The organism is Mycobacterium gordonae, assembly GCF_017086405.1.
GTDB lineage: Bacteria > Actinomycetota > Actinomycetes > Mycobacteriales > Mycobacteriaceae > Mycobacterium > Mycobacterium gordonae_D.
This window is the reverse complement of the sequence record NZ_CP070973.1, coordinates 797,513-818,192: the sequence shown is the minus strand read 5'-3', so window position 1 is coordinate 818,192 and position 20,680 is coordinate 797,513. Positions and strand designations below refer to the sequence as shown.

Sequence of the window (20,680 nt, the reverse complement as noted above, 5' to 3'; positions counted from 1 at the left end):
GGTGGAATACGGGTCGGCAACGGTCGCCACTGGCAGTATCCCGCAATCGCGTAGAGTGTGGGCTTCGTCATGTCCTTCGATACGCCAAGAGGCTATCGGGTGGGAGGACCACCATGTCCTATCTCGTCGCGGCAACTGAGTCGTTGGTGGCCGCCGCGGCGGATACGGCGGGCATCAGCTCTTCCCTGCGGGCGGCGAACTTGGCGGCGTTAGGTCCGACCAGCACGCTGGCGGCTGCGGCCGGTGACGAGGTGTCGGCGGCGATTGCCTCGCTGTTTTCCGGCTACGCCCGGGACTACCAGGCGCTCGGTGCTCAGATCGCGTTGTCGCAGGAACAGTTTGCCCACGCGGTCCGGGCGGCCGCCGGCGCCTACGGCCTCGCCGAAACGGCCAATGCCAGCCCGCTGCGGGCCGTGCCCGGCAACGTACTGGGTGCGATCAATGCGCCCACGAACTTGTTGTTGGGCCGCCCGCTGATCGGCGACGGGTTCAACGGCATCCCCGGCACCGGGCAAGCGGGCGGCGACGGCGGGATCTTGTGGGGCAACGGCGGCGCGGGCGCCTCCGGTGGCCTGGGTCAAGCGGGAGGCCGCGGCGGTAGTGCCGGATTGATTGGCAACGGTGGCGTCGGTGGCACCGGCGGTATCCGGGGCGGGGCCGGCGGCGCCGGCGGCATGGGCGGGTCGTTGTGGGGCAGTGGCGGAGCCGGCGGCACAGGTGGCGTCGGCGGCGGCATCATCGCCGCCGGGCCCGGCGGGATCGGCGGCCGGGCATGGTCGCTGTTCGGCGCCGCTGGCGCGACCGGCAACACCGGGACGTACTACCCGAACGTGATGTTCGCGTCGCCGCAAGAGGCCGCCCTGCTGCTGCTGGCCACACCGGACGCGAACTTCCTGCTGATCGGCACCGACGGCACCAACCTCGCCAAGATCCTGGCCGATCCCGTGGGGACGGCGAACTTCCACGCCTTCATGCAGCAGAGCGTCACCTCAGCCTCGACGATCATCGGGCACACCAGCTTCTCCAACCCCTCGTGGACGACAATTCAAACCGGGGTGTGGGGCGAAACAGCCGGCGTGAGCAACAACGTTTTCACTCCCTGGACGTATGACGATTGGCCGACCGTCTATAACCAGCTCGAGGCCGCCTATGGCGACGAAGTCGTCACCACGGTCATTGCCAACGGCACCGGGGGCATAGCCGAGATCGCCGGCGCCGGCTCGCATCCCGCCGACCACATCGAATTCGTTCCGCAGGTCCCTGGCGACACGGACTGGCTCGCGACGCAGGACCTCGTGGGCCAGAAGACCCGAACCGCCATTTCGCTGGCCGATCCGGACAAGGGCAATCTCATTTTCTCGTACTTCGCGGGTGTCGATCACGTCGGACATGAATACGGTGGCGACTCGCCGCAGTACGCGCTGGCTCTTCGGAACCTGGACGCCAATCTCGGTTCCCAAACCAACGGCGGGGGCGGCATATTGGGAGCGGTATGGGCATGGGAGGACGCCAACCCCACCGAAGAATGGACCACCCTCGTCGTCACCGACCACGGTCACATCGGGCCCGACCAGTTCGGCCGCGGTCACGGCTTCCAATCACCCAGCGAGACAGCGACATTCCTCATCTTCGATCAAGCCGGCAACGATGTGCGGGACGGGTTCATCAACAACTCGTGGCAGATCCTCAGTACGACGCCCACGATCATGGACGCATTCGACATTCCGCCGCTGCCCTACATGCAGGGTGCACCCCTGACGTCCCCCGTCTTCGACGGAACCTACGTCAATCCCGACGTCAACCTGTTCAGCGTGCTCAGCGCCGACTTCGCCGCACAGGGTTACCCCGATCCCCTGACCGATGCGACCCTCGTGTCGCGAACCATCGCAACCTCGATTCCCTATCTGGCATACGACCCGATAGCCGGCATCGTCCAATCGGCGCCCAGCTTCCTGCAGGTACCGGTCTCCTGGATCGGTGCCGGTCTCTACCAATCGCTCAACATCCCCGCACAGATCTGGGTCCGGCTCACCGGCGTGACCGGCAACAGGATCATCCCCCCGATTCTCAACCCATTCCTTCCCTAGCGGTAGCGGTCGGGGGTCCGGGACGTCAGGACCAATTCATGGCACGCGTCCAGACCGGCAGCCAGCGGGTATGGTCGGCCCTTTGCCGAGCGCGTCCCTCAGCGACACCGGTCCCCCATCGTGTCCAAGATCGGCGACCGGCGGAAACGACAGCCGCACCTCGTAGACGACGAGCCCCTCCCGATCGGCGCTGCGACATTTCAGTCCGACCCGCATGCCCGCTCCCCTACCGAATTCTCTATCAAACCGCTCCCGTACCGCGCTTGCGGATAACTGCCCGCCTGCAGCCGCGCCGAACACCGGATCAAGGGTTCTTCTGACCTGTTCGGTGAGCGATATGGCGTAGCCGTAATAAACGGCAGGCGTGACACCTGAGCATGTCCCATGCCGATACCACTCGTATCGGGCCATGACAGTGGCGTCGGACATCATCGACTGCAATTTCGTTGTGACGTTCTCAGGCAGATTCACCGCCGGCAAATCGGCATCGTGCAGGCCACCGCGACGATCGGCGACAGTTTTCGGCAGGCCGCAGAATTGCTCGCTGGGCGGCTGGGGCCACAGTCCGTGCAGGATCAATGTGCGTCCCAACGTGCTGACGTGGCCGTTTGCGCACCCCGGGCTGGACGACTCCGCCTTGCAGAGGCTGGGTCCCCACGTCACAACCAGCAGGCTCGAGGTGCTGCCTCCCGGGTCATTCACCGACGAACCGGACGTGCGATCGGCGACCACAAACCTCAAGACGACAACCGCCGCAACCACCGCCGCCAAGCCGACGGATACGGAAATTACGGCTACGTCGCCCCGCTTCATGCTGCAATCTTCTCAACAAGGCCGCTCGTGAGGCACCGCGATCCGGCTGACGTAATGCGCAAAGCGGCTCACCACAATTACGCGAGGAAATCGACGCTACGACGGCGAAAGGTACCGGCATCGCCATTCGCATCAACCGCCCCGAAGGCTCAGCAAAGGTTGCCCCCCGTTCGTGAAACTCCACACCGAAGCTCCGATGAACGACATCGATCGCTGGTTCGATCGGACGGCACGTCGGCAAAACCACACGGTCTCACTTTTCGCGAGCCTTCTCACCGGCACGATCTTCGGGTACCTCCGCTACCGTCTGCGCTACGCGCTGCTGCTCGATACGGCGCGATTCCTCGTCCACGCCATCGAGTTTCTGATTCTTCTCGCCAGCCTCGGCAGGCTGGCCGCGTTCACTATCGTCGTCCTGCGCGTCGGCAGCCTCATCGTCAGCGGCGGCTGGTGGGGGCTCCTGGAGGTCATGCGTGAGCGGCTCAGAGCGTTCTCCCGATCCGGGGAGCGGGATGCAGCCGAGCGCGAGATCGGCAGCTGGCTCGTCCTCTCGATGGTCGCGGCATCGGTCTTGACCATCGTCGGCGGCATCGCTCTGGTAACTCAGCTACCGTCCGGCCACGACCCGGTCGGACTTTTCTATGCATTTCTGGTAGTCCTGGAAACCGCGGTCCGTTTGTCGGTCCGGGTGCTTCATTCCGGCATATACGCCACGCGGCGCATTTACCGACCTTTTTGGTCGTTGCTCGCCCCGACCGTCGTGCAGCTGGTGGTGCTCAGCGCCGGCTTCTATTGGTACCCGACCGCGGCAATCATCATCGCGATCGTCACGTCCAATGCGATCGGCATCTGGATGACCGTTCAGTACACGCTCAGCAGTTATCGATTGATGGGCCTCTGGCCGAAATCCGGCGCGGCTGAAGTAGGTTTCCGTGCGCTGCCACGGATCCCGCCCCGACTCGCATTGCAGACGACCATGGCGGGACTCGGTCTACGCCTCGACGCCCTGGTCGTTCTCACTGTGCTGGGCATTTACCACACCGACGCCAGGGCCCTCGACCTGACCGCCGGCGTACCGGCCTGGCGGCATGTCGACACCGCACAATTCTTCTATCTGATCCTGCCGTTGTTCCGTGGCGCATACGAGGGCACCGGCCTCTTCTATTTCGACTTCGCCCGGCTCCGGCATATCCCCGCGCTTCGCGACTTTCAGCTCCCGTTTTTTCGCAAACTATTGATGACTACGCCGTTCATCTCTTTTTACTTCTGGTCGCTCGCAGCCGCGCTGGGCCTGACCGTGTTGCGCGACATACCGTTCAGCTTCGTGCTGGCCCTGCTGCCCCTCTTCGTCATACGCGGCGTCGTCGGCATCTACCAGATCCGCTTTTTCGCCGAGGGCTATTTCGGCACGCTCATTGCGACAATCGCGTTGTGGGCGGCGTTGCTGGGGCTGGTATGGCTCGACCCGCACCCGGTCTCCGATTTCCTTGAGGTCGTGGCCGCCATGGTCACGGTTCTCATCGTTCTCATCAACCTGCAGCACCTTCGGGACCGGCGTGCCCCGTCGCTTCCCACCCTGCTTGCGTTGGGCGACTGGATGCGCGAACTCGACCACGAGTCAGGACCGGTGCTTGTCGGCAAGATCATGCTTCCCGAGTGGATCCCGGCGAAACAGAGATCCGCTGCGGTCACGCTGATGCAGCAGACATTCGATGGCCAGGGACACTTCGCGTTCCGGTCGCCGACGACCCTTTTCTATTACAGACGAACCTCGAACGGCGACACCGAAGCCCCGCCTCACCTGGCGCTGCAGGCGGCCACCGGCGGCGCAGCAAATCGCGGGAAGTCTTTGCCCGCGCCGATGACGAACGGACGGGATGCGCTGCACCGGCTCCGCGCCGACGACTGGATACCACCCCCGGATCAGCCGGCGCCGGACGGCCCCCAAAGTCTGAGCCTGCAATTTCGCACGCTTTTCACCGATGGCATCGTGTTCGACCTGGAAACGCTCGAGGGAAAACAGGACATGCGCAAACTCGAAATGGGACTGCTGGCAAGGGCGCTACCAGCCGCAGTGAATTGCCTCGAAGACGGTGTCAGCGTTGTCGCGCTGTCAGGGCGCTTTCTCACCCCGGTCTTCCACCAGGCAAAGTTGCGCCTGCTGTTCGTGTTGCCGCACGATCCCGAGCCTGCGCTATTCGAAAGCTGGATGCGAATCGTCAAGGACTGGCAGCTCCGACGTGGCAGCGCACAGACCGCGGGGGGCGGTCGTGACAGCTGAACCGGTCGACATCGAAAAGCGGCTGGCCGAGCCGCAAATATATGAAGACGCCATCATGCGGATTTTCGCGAAGAGACGGCAGCGCGGCTTGGCATTCAGTGAGGCGGGCGGGGGGCTCACATATTTCAGCACCGCAACCGAGCGGCGGGCGCTTGCGAGGGCGATAGCCCACAGCGTCGCCAGCGGCGAATACCGTCCGGAGCCCGTGGACCTTCGTTTTCGCGAATACAACGGGAAATGCCGCGCGGTCCATCTCCCAGCCTTCATCGACCACGTGGTCGGCTCGGCACTCTTCCAGCTTCTTTCCCACAATGCGCGCTGCCATGGCCTCCCCGGCGTCTACTCCTATCTGCCCGGCTTGACGAATGTGGCAGCTGCGCGGGCACTCGCCGGTTTTGTTCGCGCTCATCGCAAGCGGGTGGGGGTGAAAGGTCCGCCGCTTTATGTCCTCCAGTCGGATTTCGAACATTACGGGGATGATCTGCCCGTCGGCCCGGGCGCGGCGCTGTGGCGAATCCTGCGAGAAGTCGCGACGCTGGGGAGTCCGACCGGCGAACTGGGGGCGGACGTCTGGAATCTCATCGCGTCCCTGGCTCGTCCCGTGGTGCGGGATCGGGACGGCGCAGCGTTCACCCGGCTGTACGGCACCGCGATGGGAACCCCGCTGGTACCGATCATCGGGAACCTGGCGGTCATACCCATGGACGCCGCCATCGTCGAGATCGACGGAATTTTCTACGCGCGCTACAACGACGACTTCATCGTGGCCCATCCGGAGGTTGCCGCACTCCACGAGGCAGATGCACGAATCGATGCACTGCTCGGTGAGCTGGGCGTAAAGCGGAAGCCCGCGAAAGAGTTCCGCACCGCCCTCGGCGGGAATGGGCTCTGCTGTCCAACGGATCCCGCCTACCGGGGGCGCAACCGCATCGACTGCCTCGGACTGTCGGTCAGCCATGCCGGCACGATCACCCTGGCGCCAGATCGACTGCGCCGCTTCGTCGGACGCATTGCCACCCGGATCGATGCCGCCTCCTCTGCCCTGGCGCCGCTGCCGGTCAGCGAGCGAGCGCGCCAGCTCGTGCTGGCCACCAACGTCATGCTGGACGCGACGAGCCCGTTCGCGGTTTCCGGCCTGGCCGGTCTCCTTGAAACGACGACGGATCGGGGGGTCCTTAAAGACCTGGATTTCCGCATCGCACGCAAGATCGCGCAAGTAGCCACCCGCCGGCCCGGGGTACGCGGATTTCGTGCGCTGCCGCCCGCGGTCCTGCGACGCGACATGGGCCTGGTATCGCTCGTCCACCTGCGCAATTTGCGGTGACAGCCGGCGAAGTGATTAGTTCTTCCCGAGGGCGCGGACCCCGTCTTCGGGCGGCCGTTTTCGAGGGACCACAGAGGCCGAGGCTTTCAGTCCCTCACTGTTGTGTTTTTTCCCGCGCCCTCTTTTTTCGCTTCCAACCGCCGACCTCGAGTCCGGCGACCGCAGCCCCCCGTTGGCCCGCACCGGATTCGGTGGAAGTCCCGCTCAGACCGTAACCTCTCTGCCATGCGCACCCATGGGTGGAGCGGTCTGAGGCCCGCTACCGACGACGAGGCGATCGAACGTATCCTCGACGCCGCCGCCGAAGCCATCGAGCAACGCGGCGGTGACATGCGGATTGCCGATGTGGCACGGACGCTCGGCGTGTCCCGCCAGACTGTCTACAACTACTTCCCGGGAACGAACACTCTCATCGAGGCCGCCGCCACGCGCTCCGGCATGCGGTTCTGCGAAGTACTGTCCAGACACCTGGCCGGCATGACCGATCCGGTCGAGGCCCTGGTGGAAAGCCTGGCGTTCACGTTGGAGTGGTTGCCGAGCGACAAACACATCCAGTTGATGCTGCTACGCGATTTCACGAAGGCCTCAGCCGGCATCACTTCCGACATCGGGATCAAGTTCAGCCACGGCATCCTCGCCGGCCTGGACGTCGACTGGGCCGCGTTCGGTCTTGCCGACGCCGACCTGGATGACCTGGCCGAGTACACGCTGCGCATCCTGCAGTCCTTCACCATCGACCCCGGCCGGCCCCCGCGCACCGGCGAGGTGCTGCGTTCGTACCTGCGCCGCTGGGTCGCGCCGGTGCTGACCGCCGAAGTCGTCTTCAAGGGGGCAGCCACCACCTCGAACTGACAACCTCGATAGAATGTCCAGTCGAGTGAGGTGGTCATATTGACTTTCGACGCAGTGGTCGTACACGGCAGGTGGTTCGACGGCACCGGAGCGCCGTCGGCAATCCGCGACATCGGGATTCGTGACGGCCGGGTCGCCGCGGTGTCCCCGACCCCGCTGGATACCGAAGGCTGCCCGAATGTCATTGATGCCGAGGGTAAATGGGTGATGCCGGGCATCATCGACATCCATACCCACTACGACGCCGAGGTGCTGGCCGCGCCCGCGCTCTCGGAATCCGTGCGCCACGGTGTCACCACCATCGTGATGGGGTCGTGCTCACTGTCCACGGTGCATGTCAACCCTGGCGAGGCCGCCGATCTGTTCGGCCGGGTGGAAGCGATCCCACACGAGCACGTGGTCCGCATCGTCGGCGAGCACAAGTCGTGGACGAACCCGCAGGAGTACATCGACGCCCTGGAATCGCTGCCACTCGGCCCCAACGTGACGGCCTTCATCGGCCATTCCGACATGCGGACCGCCGTGATGGGCCTGGACCGGGCGACCCGCAAGGACGTCAGGCCAACCGCCGCCGAGCAGGCCCGGATGGAACAGATGCTGGCCGAGGCACTCGACGCCGGCTTCCTCGGAATGTCTTCGCAGCAACTGCTTTTCGACAAGATCGACGGCGAAACCTGCCGGTCCCGCACGCTGCCGTCCACCTACGCCAAGGGCCGCGAACTGCGTCGGCTGAAGTCATTGCTGCGGCGCACCGGTCGCGTCCTACAGTCCGGTCCGGACATCAGCCACCCGCAGAACATCGTCTCGCAAGCACTGCAGTCGCTGGGGATCCGCCGGCGCCACCTGAAGACCAGTCTCCTGGCGGCGGCGGACATGAAGTCGGCGCCGGGAACCATCTGGTTGACGAGCGGGCTGGCCGCCATGGTAAATCGGCTCGGTGGCGACTTCCGCTTCCAGCACCTACCGGTGCCCTTCGAGGTGTACGCCGACGGGATCGACCTGGTCGTGTTCGAAGAATTCGGCGCCGGGGCCGCAGCGCTGCATCTCAAGGACGAAGTCGAACGCAACGAACTGATGCGCGACGAGGAGTATCGCAGGCAGTTCCGGAAGGACTACGACACCAAGTTCGGCCCGCGCGCCTGGCACCGGGACTTCTTCGACGCCGAGATCGTCTCCTGTCCCGACGAGTCGGTGATCGGCAAGTCGTTCGGTCAGGTCGGCGTGGAACGCGGCGGCCTGCATCCCGTCGACGCCTTCCTCGACCTCGTCCTAGAGCACGGGACCGCGATCCGTTGGCGCACAACGATTTCCAACCATCGCCCGGAGATGCTGCGCCGACTGGCCCAGATGCAGGGCCTGCAGATCGGATTCTCCGACGCCGGCGCGCATCTGCGGAACATGGCGTTCTATAACAGCGGGTTGCGGCTGCTCCGGCATGTTCGCGACGCCGACCGGCAGGGCCGTCCGTTCCTGACGGTCGAGCAGGCCGTACACCGACTGACCGGTGAACTGGCGGACTGGTACGGACTGGACGCCGGCCATCTGCGGGTGGGCGACTGGGCCGACCTGGTGGTCGTCGACCCGGACCGACTAGATGACTCACTGGACGCCTATCACGAAGCGAACGTCGAAGTCTACGAAAACCTTTCACGGATGGTGAACCGTAACGACGCCACCGTCGCCACCGTCTTCGTCTCGGGTCGGGAGGTGTTCCGGCACGGGCAGCCCACCGAAATTCTCGGACGCGAGCGCACCGGTGGGTTCCTGCGCGCCGATGGCCGCCCGCGTAACGTGCCGCTGGCCGTCACCGCGTAGGGCGTCGCGCACCTAGCCGGAACACCCGCCAACCCGCGTTCTCCCAGCGGCCGGCGTTGAGGCAGTTGCGGCCGTCGACCACCACGCGAGCCCGCACCCGGTCGGCGAGGTCGTCGGGGTCGAGGTCGACGAATTCCCGCCATTCGGTAAGCACCAGAACGGCATCCGCACGCTCGCACGCCTCTTCGACCGAAACCGCGTAGTTCAACGTCGGAAACAGCCGATTCGCGTTGTCGAGCGCCTTCGGGTCGTAGACGTTGACGGCAGCGCCGTTGAGTTGCAACTGGCCGGCCACGTTGAGCGCCGGCGAATCCCGCACATCGTCGGATTCCGGCTTGAACGCCGCACCGAGCACCGCGATGTTGGCACCGAGCAGCGAGCCGCCGCAGGCCGCGGTGGCCAGTTCGACCATCCGGGTCCGGCGCCGCATGTTGATACTGTCGACCTCGCGCAGGAAGGTCAGCGCCTGGTCGGCGCCCAACTCCCCCGCCCGGGCCATGAACGCGCGGATGTCCTTGGGCAGGCACCCGCCACCGAAACCCAAACCGGCGTTGAGACATTGCCGTCCGATACGCGGGTCGTATCCGAGGGCATCGGCCAGCAGGCTGACGTCGGCACCCGCCGCCTCGCACACTTCCGATATCGCGTTGATGAACGAGATCTTGGTCGCCAGAAAAGCGTTGGCGGAGACCTTGACGAGCTCCGCAGTCTGCAGGTCGGTCACCAGGAACGGAACCCCCGCGTTCAGCAGCGGCTCGTAAAGGTCACGCACCACGGCCTCGGCGCGGGTGGAATCCTGTTGCACCCCAAGCACTATGCGGTCGGGGTGCAACGTGTCGTGGACGGCGTAGCCCTCGCGGAGAAACTCCGGGTTCCAGGCGATTTCGACGCCGACCCCCTCGGGCGCCAGTGCGGCGGCACGTTGGCTCAGTTCGGCCGCGGTTCCCACTGGCACAGTCGATTTGCCGACCAGCACGGAAGTCTTCGTCAACCGCGGCACCAGCGCATCGATCACGGCGTGCACGTGTCGAATGTCGGCGCCGTACTCACCCTTCTTCTGCGGCGTGCCGACGCCGAGGAAATGGACGTCGGCGAATTCGGCCGCCATGTCATAGTCGGTCGTGAAGTGCAACCGCCCCGCAGCCAGGTTGGCAGTCAACAGCTTTCGCAAGCCAGGTTCGTAGAAGGGAATGTCGCCACCAGCGAGCTTGGCAACCTTACCCGGGTCGATGTCAACCCCGACGACCTCGTGTCCCAGCTCTGCCATTCCGACCGCGTGGGTGGCACCGAGGTAACCGGTGCCGAAAACGGTGCATCGCATACCACCGTGTGTAGGTGCCCGCGATGAGCGGGCCGCATCGCGACGCTGAACGGCAGATGACAGCTACCCGGCGAAATCAGAAGCCTGGGATACCGGGGATATTGAACCCGCCCCGGCCGCCTTTGCCGCCCTTGCCGCCTTTACCGGGGCCGCCACCGCCGGGCAACTTAGGACCCGGGCCTTTACCGGCACCCGGTCCGCGGTCGTCGCCGCCGCGGCCGCCGCCGCCGCCCGGACCGAGCGGGAACTGCGGGGTGAAGATCTGCGGTAACTGCGGCACCGGAACGGGTACCGGCACCGGCACGGGGGCGGGTGCGGCCGGAGCAGGGGCCGGAGCCTGGGGGGCCGGCGCCGGCGCTGGCGCCTGCGGCACCTGGACGGGTGCTTGTGGAGCCTGCTGCGGCGCCGGAGCCTGCTCGGGCACCGGGGCGGGAGCCTGCGGTGTCGGCGCGGGAGCCTGCTCGGGCACGGGCGCCGGAGCCTGGGGGGTCGGCGCGGGGGCCTGGGGCGCGGGAGTGGGCACGACGAGCGCTTGACCGGGATCGGGCCGGGTGCTCGACGTGCTCCGGATGCTGACGGCCAGCGCTACGACAAGCGACGCCACCCCGACCACGAAGATCGACAGCAACGCGCCGCCGAGCAACCCCAATGGCCGGCGACCCTCTGTTTTCGGCTCTTCATGATCGGCATCGACGGCGCTGTAGGCCAGCGCGCCGTCTGCTGCGTTCGCGTTATCGAAGTACGCAGGGTTCAGCACGAACGGCTCGTAAGCCCCGGTGCCCGGATCCTGGGCGTAGGCGCGGGCCGCGGTCGATGCGGACAACAGCGGGGTGTTCGCCGACGCCAGCGCCGCGCCCCAGGCTAGAGCGGTCTCGGGTTCTTCGGGCAGCGTCACCGGCAGGGTGGTCGCGGCCTCGAGGGCAGGCTTGATCATCGGCACGTCGACGCCCGAGCCGACGATGAAGACGGCGTCGGGATGGGTCTGCAGCGTCTCGGCCGTGGCGACCATCTCCGCCAGCCGCGCCACGGCGGCGTCGTCATCCGCGGGAAGCTGCTGGGTTTGGATGTCGGCGACCGATCCGTCGGCGCTGTTCACCACGGCCAGCGTCGCGGTGTCGGGCTCGATGAGCAGCAGCGCCGTCTGGGCGTAGTTGGTTTCGTTGCCGACGGAATGCGCCAGGGCCGCCGCGGCCAGGAAAGCCGAGACCAGCATGACGTTCTCGATCTTGCGGCTGGCCAGCGCGTCGCGCAATTCCGCCGCTTGGGCGGGGTCGCGCCAGGTCACGCCCGTCGAGGCCAGCTGGTAGCCGCCCTCGGCGGCCCCTTCACGGGTCCCGAGAATCGCCGAGATGACCTGATCGGCCGCGTTGAACGTGGGCGCATCCTCCGCCTTGACATCGATGCTGTCTTCGTCGACCAGCGCGCCATCGCCGTTTTCGCCTTCGACCAGCACCATCCGAACCGCGGTCGGTGCCATCGACACGCCGAGTACGGTGTCCAAAGCTCCCCCAAATAGACTGTGCGGATTCCCCAACCCGTGTTCTATAACGGTACCCGCGCACCGGATTCGTACCCATTTGAGTTTCCTTTGTAGGACAAACTCACAAACGCCGGGCCGGGCTACTTGTGCCCGCCGCCGCCTCCGCCGAAGCCGCCGCCGTGACCACCGCCACCGAAGCCGCCGTGGCCACCGCCACCGAACGGTCCATGTCCGCCGGGTCCGCCGCCGCCTCCGAACGGACCGTGACCACCGGGTCCACCGCCGAAAGGCCCGCGCCCACCCGGTCCGCCGCCGCCTCCGAACGGACCGTGACCACCGGGTCCACCGCCGAAAGGCCCACGCCCGCCGGGACCACCGCCGCCGAACGGCCCTTGGTTGCCAGGTCCGCCACCCCCGCCGAACGGCCCCTGCGCTCCGGGACCACCACCGAACGGGCCGCGTCCACCGGGGCCCCCACCACCAACGGGACCCCGGCCCGGGTTGGGCACCGGCGCCTTCGGGACCTGAATGACCGGCGCCTGCGGAATCTGGATTACCGGCGCCTGCGGGACGGGATTCTGCACACGCGGCGGTGACGCCGGAATCGGCGCGCGCGGAGCGGGTAGCTGGGGTTGCTGGCGAGGAACCTGGATGGGCGGCACCAGGATGGGGATCACCGGCGGAACGACAACGGGGTCTTGTACCCGAGGAGCGGGCAGAGCCGGCGCGGGCAGAGCCGGTGCTGCCGGTGCCGGGATCGCGGGCGCAGCCTGTGCTGGCGCTACCGGCGCCGCAGCCGCCGGCGCCGGCCGTTGCGGAATTTCGACTCGCGGCGCAGCCGGCAGGTCGATCTTGTGCTGGGGCGCGGCAACCTCTGGCGGCGCGGCGGCCGGTGGCTGCATCGGGGCGACGAAGTGGTTCTCGCTCGGCCTAGGCTGCAGGGCGACGGTCGGGCGGATGGTGATCGCCAGCGCCACTTCCAGCGCAATGGCTGCCGCGCAGGCGACCACCGCCACACCGCTGCCGAGCAGCAACGCGGGCCGTCGCTTGGCCGGCTCGCCCTCGGAGATGTCGCCATCGTCGAACTCATGGGCTTCGGGAAGCTCTTCGCCGACTTGCGCATAGGCCAGGGCGGCGGTGGTCGCCGCGAACAACGGAGAACTGCCTGATGCCAGCGCCGCACCGCGGGCCAGCGCCATGTCCGGCTCCTCGGGCACACTGACCCTCAGCGTCGTCGCCGCATCCAGCGCGGGCTTGATCATCGGCACGTCGACGCCCGAACCGACCACGTAGATGCCGTCCGGGCGGGCTCGCAACGTCTCCGCGGTCGACAACAGCTGCGCCAATTCGGCTACCGCGGCATCGTCGTCTTCGGCCAGAAATTGGCGTCGCACGTCGCACAACGAGCCATCCCGGGTATCCACCACAGCGAGGGTGGCGCTGTCCGGCTCGACGAACAGAACGCCCGTCCGCTCGTAACCCACGGCGACGCCGACGGACTGCCCCATCGCAACCGCCGCCAGGAAGGCCGACACCAGCATCACGTTCTCGACTTTGTGGGCGGCCAGGGCGTCGCGCAGGGCGGCCGCCTGTGCCGAATCTGTCCAGCTAACTCCAATGGAGGACAGCCGAAGTCCCGCGTCGCAGGCGCCTTCGCGGGTGCCCAGGATGGCCTCCAGCACGCGCCCGGGCGCGTAGGTGGCGGCTGTGTCGTCGGTCATGCGGAAGCCGTCTTCGTCGATGATTACGCCGTCGGCGTCCTCACCCTCGACCAACGCCAGGCGTACCGCCGAAGGTGCCATCGAAACCCCGAGTACGACGTCCAAAACCCCTCCCACGGTGCAACGGCCCGCGGGAGGAAACACCTCGCGTGGCCGTCGAATTCCATTGTGGCCCCGGAGGCTATGCGCCGGCTAGGTGGAACTTATGAAGTTCAAATACGACCGTGACGGTGTCGGCCCCCGCTGCCCCTGATACTTGGAGCCTACTTGTGAACTGCCGTACGGGTGCTCCGCCGGGCTGGTCAGTCGCAGAATGCATAACTGGCCGATTTTCATCCCCGGCCACAGCGTGATCGGCAGGTTTGCCACGTTGGACAGTTCCAGTGTGATGTGGCCGCTGAAGCCCGGGTCGATGAAGCCCGCTGTGGAATGCGTCAGCAAACCCAAACGGCCCAGCGACGACTTCCCTTCCAGCCGTCCGGCGAGATCGTCGGGCAGCGTGCACAGCTCCAACGTTGACCCGAGCACGAACTCGCCCGGGTGCAGGACGAACGGCTCGCCCTGTTCGGGTTCCACGAGGCTGGTCAGTTCGTCCTGCTGTTTCGCGGGATCGATGTGCGTGTAACGGGTGTTGTTGAAGACGCGGAACAGCGAGTCGAGCCGGACGTCGATGCTGGACGGCTGGACCAGGGCGTCATCGAACGGGTCGAGGCACAGTCGACCAGCGGCGATCTCGGCCCTGAGGTCACGGTCGGAGAGCAGCACCCGACGAGCGTAGCTGTCGGTGTCCGTCCCGGTTACCGGACGTAGATTTCGTCCCCGCTCGGATATCCGCCGCCGGTGGTGGTGACGTGGACATGGTCATAGTGGCCATACCCGCCGGATTGGGCACCCCCGCCGGGCGTGTAGTAAACGCCGCGCCAGATGGCGTCCTGGATGCCGAACCGCTCGGCGTTCTGTAGCACGAAGGTGACGATCGCGTTCCCCAGCTCGATTCCCTCATCGGAGCTCGGATTCGGGATCATCACGTCGAGCGCCAAACCTTCGGGATGCCACCGCAGCGCGTCCGGCCGGACTCCGCCAATCTGGTGGATTTCGGGGAAGAGCGCGCTGATGCTGCGCTCCACCAGGATGGTCTTGACCTGAAGGCCGGCCTCGGGGGCGACGCCGACGGGAAGCATGCGGGATCCCGCGTTGGCTCGCGATCGGTCAGCCCGCGATCGTTGCGCGGGAGCCATCTCCTCGATGCTGAACTTCAGGTGGGAGGTGTCGATGCTGGGCGCGACCGGTGCCGCGGCGAGCTCTATGCAGCACTCGGTCTCGGCGAACAAGGTCTTGACTTCAGCGCGGGCGGCGCTGACGGGACTGACGTCACCACCCACCGCGAAGTACACAGCGGCAGAAGCTAGGCCCGCAGCCAGCGCTGCGGGCGATTTCCGCGGCTTCCTAGCTAACTCATGCCTGCCCACGGAAGGTCACAATACGAGGTCACGGATAATAACGAAAGGGTAAACATCACATTTTTAGGATTCGCACTAATTCACTGCATTAACTACTTCGCGAATAACATTGCTGTAATTCGCGGCCGTTGGCACAGTCGGCCGATCAGTCGGTTCGTCAGTTCCTCCAAGCATCCGGCGTGCGTGGCCCCACCAGAACCAAGCCGAAGGTGGACAATGCGGGCGCCATCAAGCGAGATCGCGGAAAATGTTGTAGCGCGATGTGATTCGGGTTCCCGCGCCGGCTCGAAGAGGAACTCAGCCTCGATGTTGGCGAGCAGTGCGGCGAGGGGACCCCGCAGGTCTGTGATGCGATACACCCATGCGTGGGGTTCGTCGACACCGGCGACGGTCTCGCGGATCCTGCCCCGTCGCTGTCGGGACCAGGTCTGGCCGCCCGTTCCGTGCCAGTCATCGGCGTCGCGCCCCCTGACGCCGACGACCGGGTGGGATCGGCCCCGTACCGACGATCGAACATCCTGGGTACGTCCACCTCAACGACCCCCGGAACCCGTTCGGGCCTCACGGGAACGGTCCAGATTTTGTTCGACCCGCACACCTTCCGGCATCGACCGATGCTAGCCTTCTCTGGCAACAGCGCCGATGTAGTTCAATGGCAGAACATCAGCTTCCCAAGCTGAATACGCGGGTTCGATTCCCGTCATCGGCTCCACCCTGACCAGCATCAACAGTGTGCGAGTTATTCGATTAGCCCTGCTGAGTGTCACGAGATGTCACAACTCGATCGAAAGTGTCACCAGCGGACTTCAGCGCCTCGGGCTGCGAGTGCGTATAGCGCTTCATCGTGAAACTGGCATCCGTGTGACCGAGCCACGCGGCAATGACAGCTGGAGCGACGCCATCGAGTGCCGATTGGGTGGCGGCCGTGTGCCGCGCGCCGTGCAGTTTCAAGTGTCGCGGCCCGGCCTTCTTCACGGCAGCCAGTAACCTGTACACGATCGGGGCCGCCGCCGTCGCGGCGAGACCTAGGACGATGACCGCACCCGAACCGTGGCGCGGCCCACCACCAGAAGCAGCGCCCCGCCAGCGGCGATCACAACACCCGCTCCAGCTCGCCCGCGACCAACACCACACCGACACCGAACTGGGTTTCGGCGCGGGGCTGGTCGCGACCCACCTCAACGGCCGGCCACCCTCCCAAGGCGGCATCTACATGCCGAAGGCCCCGCGTGTCGACCCACCGCGCAGCGGATTGGTCGGCCCCGGCAGCACCGCCGTCCACCCGGCGAGGCGCGCGCCTACTCCGGCCAGCAGGTCGCCCTGTAGAACCGGGCACCGGAGACGCCCCTAGTCGGCCCGGTCGCGGGCGGGACTTACTTTGGTTTGCTAATCGGCTGCCGATCCGGAGGCCATTGCGCCTCGCCCACCCCCGTCTGCCATTGCGGACTCAGCCAACACGGCGAACCCGAAGTAGAGGTGACTGAGATTCGTTATGGCGCTCAGCACCGAGTGCTTGTAATAGCAGGCGTTCTGTTCAGCTTCCAGCAGCGTCGACAGGTTCGCTTCTTCGTCTTCCGAGAAGTGGATCGTGTCGCCATAGTTGAAGGTCAAGATCAGCTTCTGCGGGTTGATGTTCGCATAGCTGAACGGCGGCACCTCACGATCCGGCGGAACCGGTGGGGCGGCCATCTCACACACGATGGTGTTCAGCATTCTGTTCATCAATGCGCCACGCGCTTTTGCCCACTGCGCTACAACCCTTCTCGCACTCTCCTTCTCGCTCGCGGACAGCAACTTAACGGCCTTCATGATCCTGCCCCGCGTGCGAGTGAAAGACGCGAATTCGTCGTCGCTGTGCAATTGACGGAAGGCGAGCGAGGTCCCGGCGAAAGCTTCGGGCGACGGGAACACCAACGTGATTTCGGGGGCTCCGCCGCTCTTGAAGCTGTAGCGCATACCACTTTCCTCGTTCAGCGCGGAATATCCCGCAAGCTGACGACACATCCGCGCATAGCGCTTGAGGACCCGGCGGTCGTCGTCCGTCAACCCCGGCAGCACCGGGAACGCCCCGGGATCTGGCAGGTTGAACGCGTACGTAAGTAGCTCCCAATGGTGCCGAAAGCCGTGGTTCACGCCCACCGCATGCTCGATTAGGGGCGGCTCAAATTTCAACTGAACCGGTTGGACGGAGTTCTCATAGGGCACCATCGACAAGTTGCGGTCCCCCGTCAGCGGGTTAACCGTGTTACCCACGATCTTGGAGAGCAGCTGCATGTCACCCCACTCAAACGAGAGAATCTCGGCCTGGTCGTAGTCGGGGATCATCATTACAGCAGGGTTCCTTCGGCACGGCGCGGCTCGCTCATGCGTTCGAGCGACTGAGGTCACTGTACGACCGCCATCCGACACGAGTCGGCGTGTCCCGCCCTGACCAGCATCAACAGTGTTCGAATTGTTCGATTACCCCTGCTGAGTGTCACGAGATGTCACAACTCGATCGAAAGTGTCACCAGCGGACTTGAGCGCCTCAGGCTGCGAGTGCGTATAGAGCTTCATCGTGAAACTGGCATCCGTGTGACCGAGCCACGCGGCAATGACAGCTGGAGCGACGCCATCGAGTGCCAACTGGGTGGCGGCCGTGTGCCGCGCGCCGTGCAGTTTCAAGTGTCGCAGCCCGGCCTTCTTCACGGCAGCCACCCAGTACCGGTACACGACCGGGGGCGCATACGGCAGTCCAGCCTCGTTGGACACGACGTAGTCAAACGGGCCAGCGTCGACCCCGAGGCGCAGCCTCTCCTTTGCTTGCCGACGACGTGCAGCGCGCAGCACTCCGACCAGGCGATCGGGCAATGGCAACTCACGACGAGATGCCTTCGACTTTGGATCGTTCTCACTGACGCTGCCACCAGCCGACACGCGATTGTTCACGATGCGTAGGGTTTTGTACTTGAGGTCGACATCGCACCAGCGCAGCCCCGCGATCTCACCCCGACGCAGCCCAACCAGGGCCAACTCGTATGCATGGGCCAGGCGGTCACCGGCGAAGCTGGCGCGCAACATGTCGACTTCAGCGACACTGTAGGTATCCACGTCTTTGTGGGCCGACGGCAGCGGCTTGACGAGCTCAGCCGGGTTGCGAGCCAGAAGCCCTTGGAACACCGCATCTGCGAATACCCCGGTGATCGCCTGGAGGCTTTTGTTAACACTCGCTGATGACCACGGTCTGCGCTTCCGGCCCTTTGCAGTCATGGTGCCGCCCTCGGCGAGATCGCGAACCAGCGTATCGATATCTGTCTTGGTGATTCGCTGGGCCAGAACATCGGCGAAGCGCTCCACCAGCGGCTGTAGGTCGTAGGCCTTCTTGTCGCGCGCAGTGGGACGCAGGTCGTGTCGACCCGCCAGGTAGTTCTTGACCATCTCGCCGACTGTGAGTGTGCGCCTCGGCACGAACACTTTCTTCTCAGCCGCGTCGCTGATTTCGCTCAGTGCACGACGTGCGTCCTTCTCGGTGCGGTAACGCCGCCGAACCTGTCGACGTCGGCCAGTCTGAGGGTCCTCGCCCACGTCGACTGTCAGTTGATACCGAACCGCGTCTTTGCCGGTACGCCGGTCGCGAACGGTCAGCTTCTTGATCTGCGGCGGCAGTTGTTGTCGGGACATTTCACGCCGCCGTGTCACCGGTTGACTCGGCATCGAGTTTCGCAATGTATTCCGCAACAGCAGTTTCCGTGACGAACCGACGTCGGCCGATCTTCACTGACCTCAACTCACCGGACCCGATCAACTCGTAATACTTGCTGTGACCGATCGGAATCATCTGCCGCACTTGTGATTCCGTTAGTAGTTGTAGCATCTCAACGTCCACGACTTCCCGGCCCCGGTGATGCGCCTGCTCCGATTCGCTGTCCTTCGGGTGGTCCGATGGCGGCGATTGCGTTGGTGTATTGGGCTTTCCAAGTGAGTCTTTGGGAGATGGCTCGCATGATGAGTTCGCTGCGGGGTGGGGTGCGTTGGCCGGATTCGAGGCGGTAGATAAGAACATTGTCTCGCGCGTCCGGGGTGATGCCGGCGTCGGCGAGCAGTTGCCGAACAAATTTGTGCCGGTCGGCTTGGTGATCAGGCAGGGTTTTACCGGACCACTTCCGGGACACCAAGACCCGCCGGCCCGGCAGCCCGAGGGTGCTTCGACGGTGCGCTTTCGATTTGCACTGCCCGGCAACCATTTTCGATGATGCACCCTTGGGGACGATGCCGTAACGCAGCCAGATGGGGCAGCGCGGTGAGCATGGGGTTATCGCCAGTTCGGTGTGCAAACGCTCGTGATGGGCATGCTGGGCGGCGGTGGTGGGTGTGATGATTTCACCGATCGATTTGGTCAGGTACTTAGTCAGATACCCGATGTGCCGTCCCGCCTCTGTGCCGCCGCCGAGGATGCCTTTGGAGTGCACCTGTTCCCCGAAGCGCACCACATGCGCCGGGTTCGCATCGGGGTCGTCATCGACGGCCTGTAGGGCGTCCTGCCAGCTGGTGAGTGGTGTGTGGGTGTCGGGGTCGATGAAGGTGCACCGGGTCGGATTCCACACCGGCAGCCTGCCGGAATCGGTGTAGATCAGCTGGTCGTGGTTCGGCCACCACACCTGGTGGTAGGTGGCGGCAGCCACTTGGCGGACGAGGGCGTGAGGGATCGCGCCGCGCAGCGCCATGTGCACGTGCGGGGCGCCGCGTTTCTGAGGTTCCACGGTGGCGAAATACTGGACGTCCCAGCCCAGGACGCGCCGCAGGTTCTGGATGAACCGGTCCAGCAGAGCGGCGAAGTGGATCGCATCGCGGGCCGCACGCCGGTAATCATAGGCGCCGGGATCGATCGGGGCGCCGCCCTGGATCGGCCCGTAACTGTCACAGGTCAACGTGAGGAACATCGACGGCCGGTACTTACCCACGTACTGCTGGCCGATGGTGTTTTTGCGGACCTGCCGGGTCGGCAGGTCGATCACGTCGTGGCGGCGTTTCGTCGACCGAGTGCGCAACGGGGTGGGCGGGGGGTCCAGTGGTGGCAGGGTGCCGCGCATCCCGGTGGCACGCAGCTGGGTGTCGAGTTCACCGACCGCGGCCCGCAGCTCAGCGACGGCTTCGTGGTCGTGGTCGCGGTCGGTGGTGGCGTCGCGGTAAGCGGCGACTAGATCAGCGCGGGAGCGCAGCAGCTCGGATTGCTGCTCGGTGGGTTCAATGGCTGGTTGGACCGGTTCGTGGTCGAGGTGCCATCCTTCGCGGCACTGCTGCATGCGCAGTGCGCGCGCTTTTTTCGCGCACGGGGCGCATTGCGATTCCATGGTCGATTTGCAGGGCACCGCCGCGTAGTCGGTGGCGCCGGTGTCCAGGTTGACCGTTCCCATCACCAGCGGGCGGACGCACACCCCGTGAGTTTGTGCGGCGGCGACGGCGATTTCGTGGAAGGAGGGCCGGGCTCGCCGTTCGGCGGCGGTTTCTCGTCGGGGCAAGGGGTCCGCGGAGTGATCGGGCGGTGGC

General features: G+C 65.4%; 16 protein-coding genes and 1 tRNA gene. 6 read left to right on the top strand and 11 right to left on the bottom strand.

The features are described 5' to 3' along the window. Positions 1-113: 113 nt before the first annotated feature. Complete coding sequence (locus JX552_RS03440) at positions 114-2,087, top strand: PE domain-containing protein (RefSeq protein ID WP_205876093.1); 1,974 nt, start codon at positions 114-116, stop codon at positions 2,085-2,087. A 36-nt stretch (positions 2,088-2,123) separates the two neighbouring features. On the opposite strand, the gene JX552_RS03435 is transcribed toward JX552_RS03440, so the two are convergent. Then, complete coding sequence (locus JX552_RS03435; protein ID WP_205876092.1) at positions 2,124-2,900, bottom strand: ribonuclease T2 family protein; 777 nt, start codon at positions 2,898-2,900, stop codon at positions 2,124-2,126. 196 nt (positions 2,901-3,096) lie between these two features. Here JX552_RS03435 and JX552_RS03430 point away from each other — a divergent pair, with 196 nt between their 5' ends. From JX552_RS03430 to JX552_RS03415, 4 genes are all read left to right on the top strand, one after another. After that, on the top strand, positions 3,097-5,181 hold the full coding sequence (locus JX552_RS03430; protein ID WP_205876091.1) for a hypothetical protein: 2,085 nt from the start codon (positions 3,097-3,099) through the stop codon (positions 5,179-5,181). Then, a complete protein-coding gene (locus tag JX552_RS03425; protein ID WP_205876090.1) occupies positions 5,171-6,505 on the top strand; it encodes an RNA-dependent RNA polymerase family protein in 1,335 nt (444 codons plus the stop codon). Before JX552_RS03430 ends, JX552_RS03425 begins: the two co-directional genes overlap by 11 nt. Before the next feature lie 225 nt (positions 6,506-6,730). Then, positions 6,731-7,357 carry a TetR/AcrR family transcriptional regulator gene (locus tag JX552_RS03420; protein WP_205876089.1) on the top strand — a complete coding sequence of 209 codons (627 nt, stop codon included), beginning with the start codon at positions 6,731-6,733 and terminating at the stop codon, positions 7,355-7,357. Between the two features lie 39 nt (positions 7,358-7,396). Beyond that, on the top strand, positions 7,397-9,172 hold the full coding sequence (locus JX552_RS03415) for an N-acyl-D-amino-acid deacylase family protein (RefSeq protein ID WP_205876088.1): 1,776 nt from the start codon (positions 7,397-7,399) through the stop codon (positions 9,170-9,172). On the opposite strand, the gene JX552_RS03410 is transcribed toward JX552_RS03415, so the two are convergent. The 5 genes from JX552_RS03410 to JX552_RS03390 all read right to left on the bottom strand — a co-directional run bounded on the left by JX552_RS03410 (position 9,162) and on the right by JX552_RS03390 (position 15,163). Further along, positions 9,162-10,493, bottom strand: a complete 1,332-nt coding sequence (locus tag JX552_RS03410) for a UDP-glucose dehydrogenase family protein (protein ID WP_205876087.1) — start codon at positions 10,491-10,493, stop codon at positions 9,162-9,164. The genes JX552_RS03415 and JX552_RS03410 overlap by 11 nt on opposite strands. Before the next feature lie 76 nt (positions 10,494-10,569). Beyond that, a complete protein-coding gene (locus JX552_RS03405; protein ID WP_431195914.1) occupies positions 10,570-11,994 on the bottom strand; it encodes a DUF7159 family protein in 1,425 nt (474 codons plus the stop codon). Positions 11,995-12,113: 119 nt separating this feature from the next. Beyond that, positions 12,114-13,799, bottom strand: a complete 1,686-nt coding sequence (locus tag JX552_RS03400; RefSeq protein WP_205876086.1) for a DUF7159 family protein — start codon at positions 13,797-13,799, stop codon at positions 12,114-12,116. An 87-nt stretch (positions 13,800-13,886) separates the two neighbouring features. After that, positions 13,887-14,459 carry a dCTP deaminase gene (gene dcd, locus JX552_RS03395; RefSeq protein ID WP_205876085.1) on the bottom strand — a complete coding sequence of 191 codons (573 nt, stop codon included), beginning with the start codon at positions 14,457-14,459 and terminating at the stop codon, positions 13,887-13,889. 32 nt (positions 14,460-14,491) lie between these two features. Next, positions 14,492-15,163: a VldE C-terminal domain-containing protein gene (locus JX552_RS03390; protein WP_205876084.1), complete on the bottom strand. Its 672-nt coding sequence runs from the start codon at positions 15,161-15,163 to the stop codon at positions 14,492-14,494. A gap of 629 nt (positions 15,164-15,792) precedes the next feature. Between JX552_RS03390 and JX552_RS03385 the strand changes: the two genes are divergently transcribed. After that, positions 15,793-15,866 (top strand) — tRNA-Gly (locus JX552_RS03385). 35 nt (positions 15,867-15,901) lie between these two features. On the opposite strand, the gene JX552_RS31785 is transcribed toward JX552_RS03385, so the two are convergent. The 5 genes from JX552_RS31785 to JX552_RS03365 all read right to left on the bottom strand — a co-directional run bounded on the left by JX552_RS31785 (position 15,902) and on the right by JX552_RS03365 (position 20,652). Continuing rightward, complete coding sequence (locus JX552_RS31785; RefSeq protein ID WP_230589186.1) at positions 15,902-16,129, bottom strand: tyrosine-type recombinase/integrase; 228 nt, start codon at positions 16,127-16,129, stop codon at positions 15,902-15,904. 411 nt (positions 16,130-16,540) lie between these two features. Continuing rightward, on the bottom strand, positions 16,541-17,482 hold the full coding sequence (locus tag JX552_RS03375; RefSeq protein ID WP_230589185.1) for a hypothetical protein: 942 nt from the start codon (positions 17,480-17,482) through the stop codon (positions 16,541-16,543). Positions 17,483-17,614: 132 nt separating this feature from the next. Next, positions 17,615-18,814 carry a tyrosine-type recombinase/integrase gene (locus JX552_RS03370; RefSeq protein WP_036443990.1) on the bottom strand — a complete coding sequence of 400 codons (1,200 nt, stop codon included), beginning with the start codon at positions 18,812-18,814 and terminating at the stop codon, positions 17,615-17,617. Position 18,815: 1 nt separating this feature from the next. Further along, positions 18,816-19,007: a helix-turn-helix domain-containing protein gene (locus JX552_RS33915; RefSeq protein WP_036443988.1), complete on the bottom strand. Its 192-nt coding sequence runs from the start codon at positions 19,005-19,007 to the stop codon at positions 18,816-18,818. Position 19,008: 1 nt separating this feature from the next. Then, positions 19,009-20,652: a replication initiator gene (locus JX552_RS03365; RefSeq protein WP_036443985.1), complete on the bottom strand. Its 1,644-nt coding sequence runs from the start codon at positions 20,650-20,652 to the stop codon at positions 19,009-19,011. Positions 20,653-20,680 lie beyond the last annotated feature (28 nt).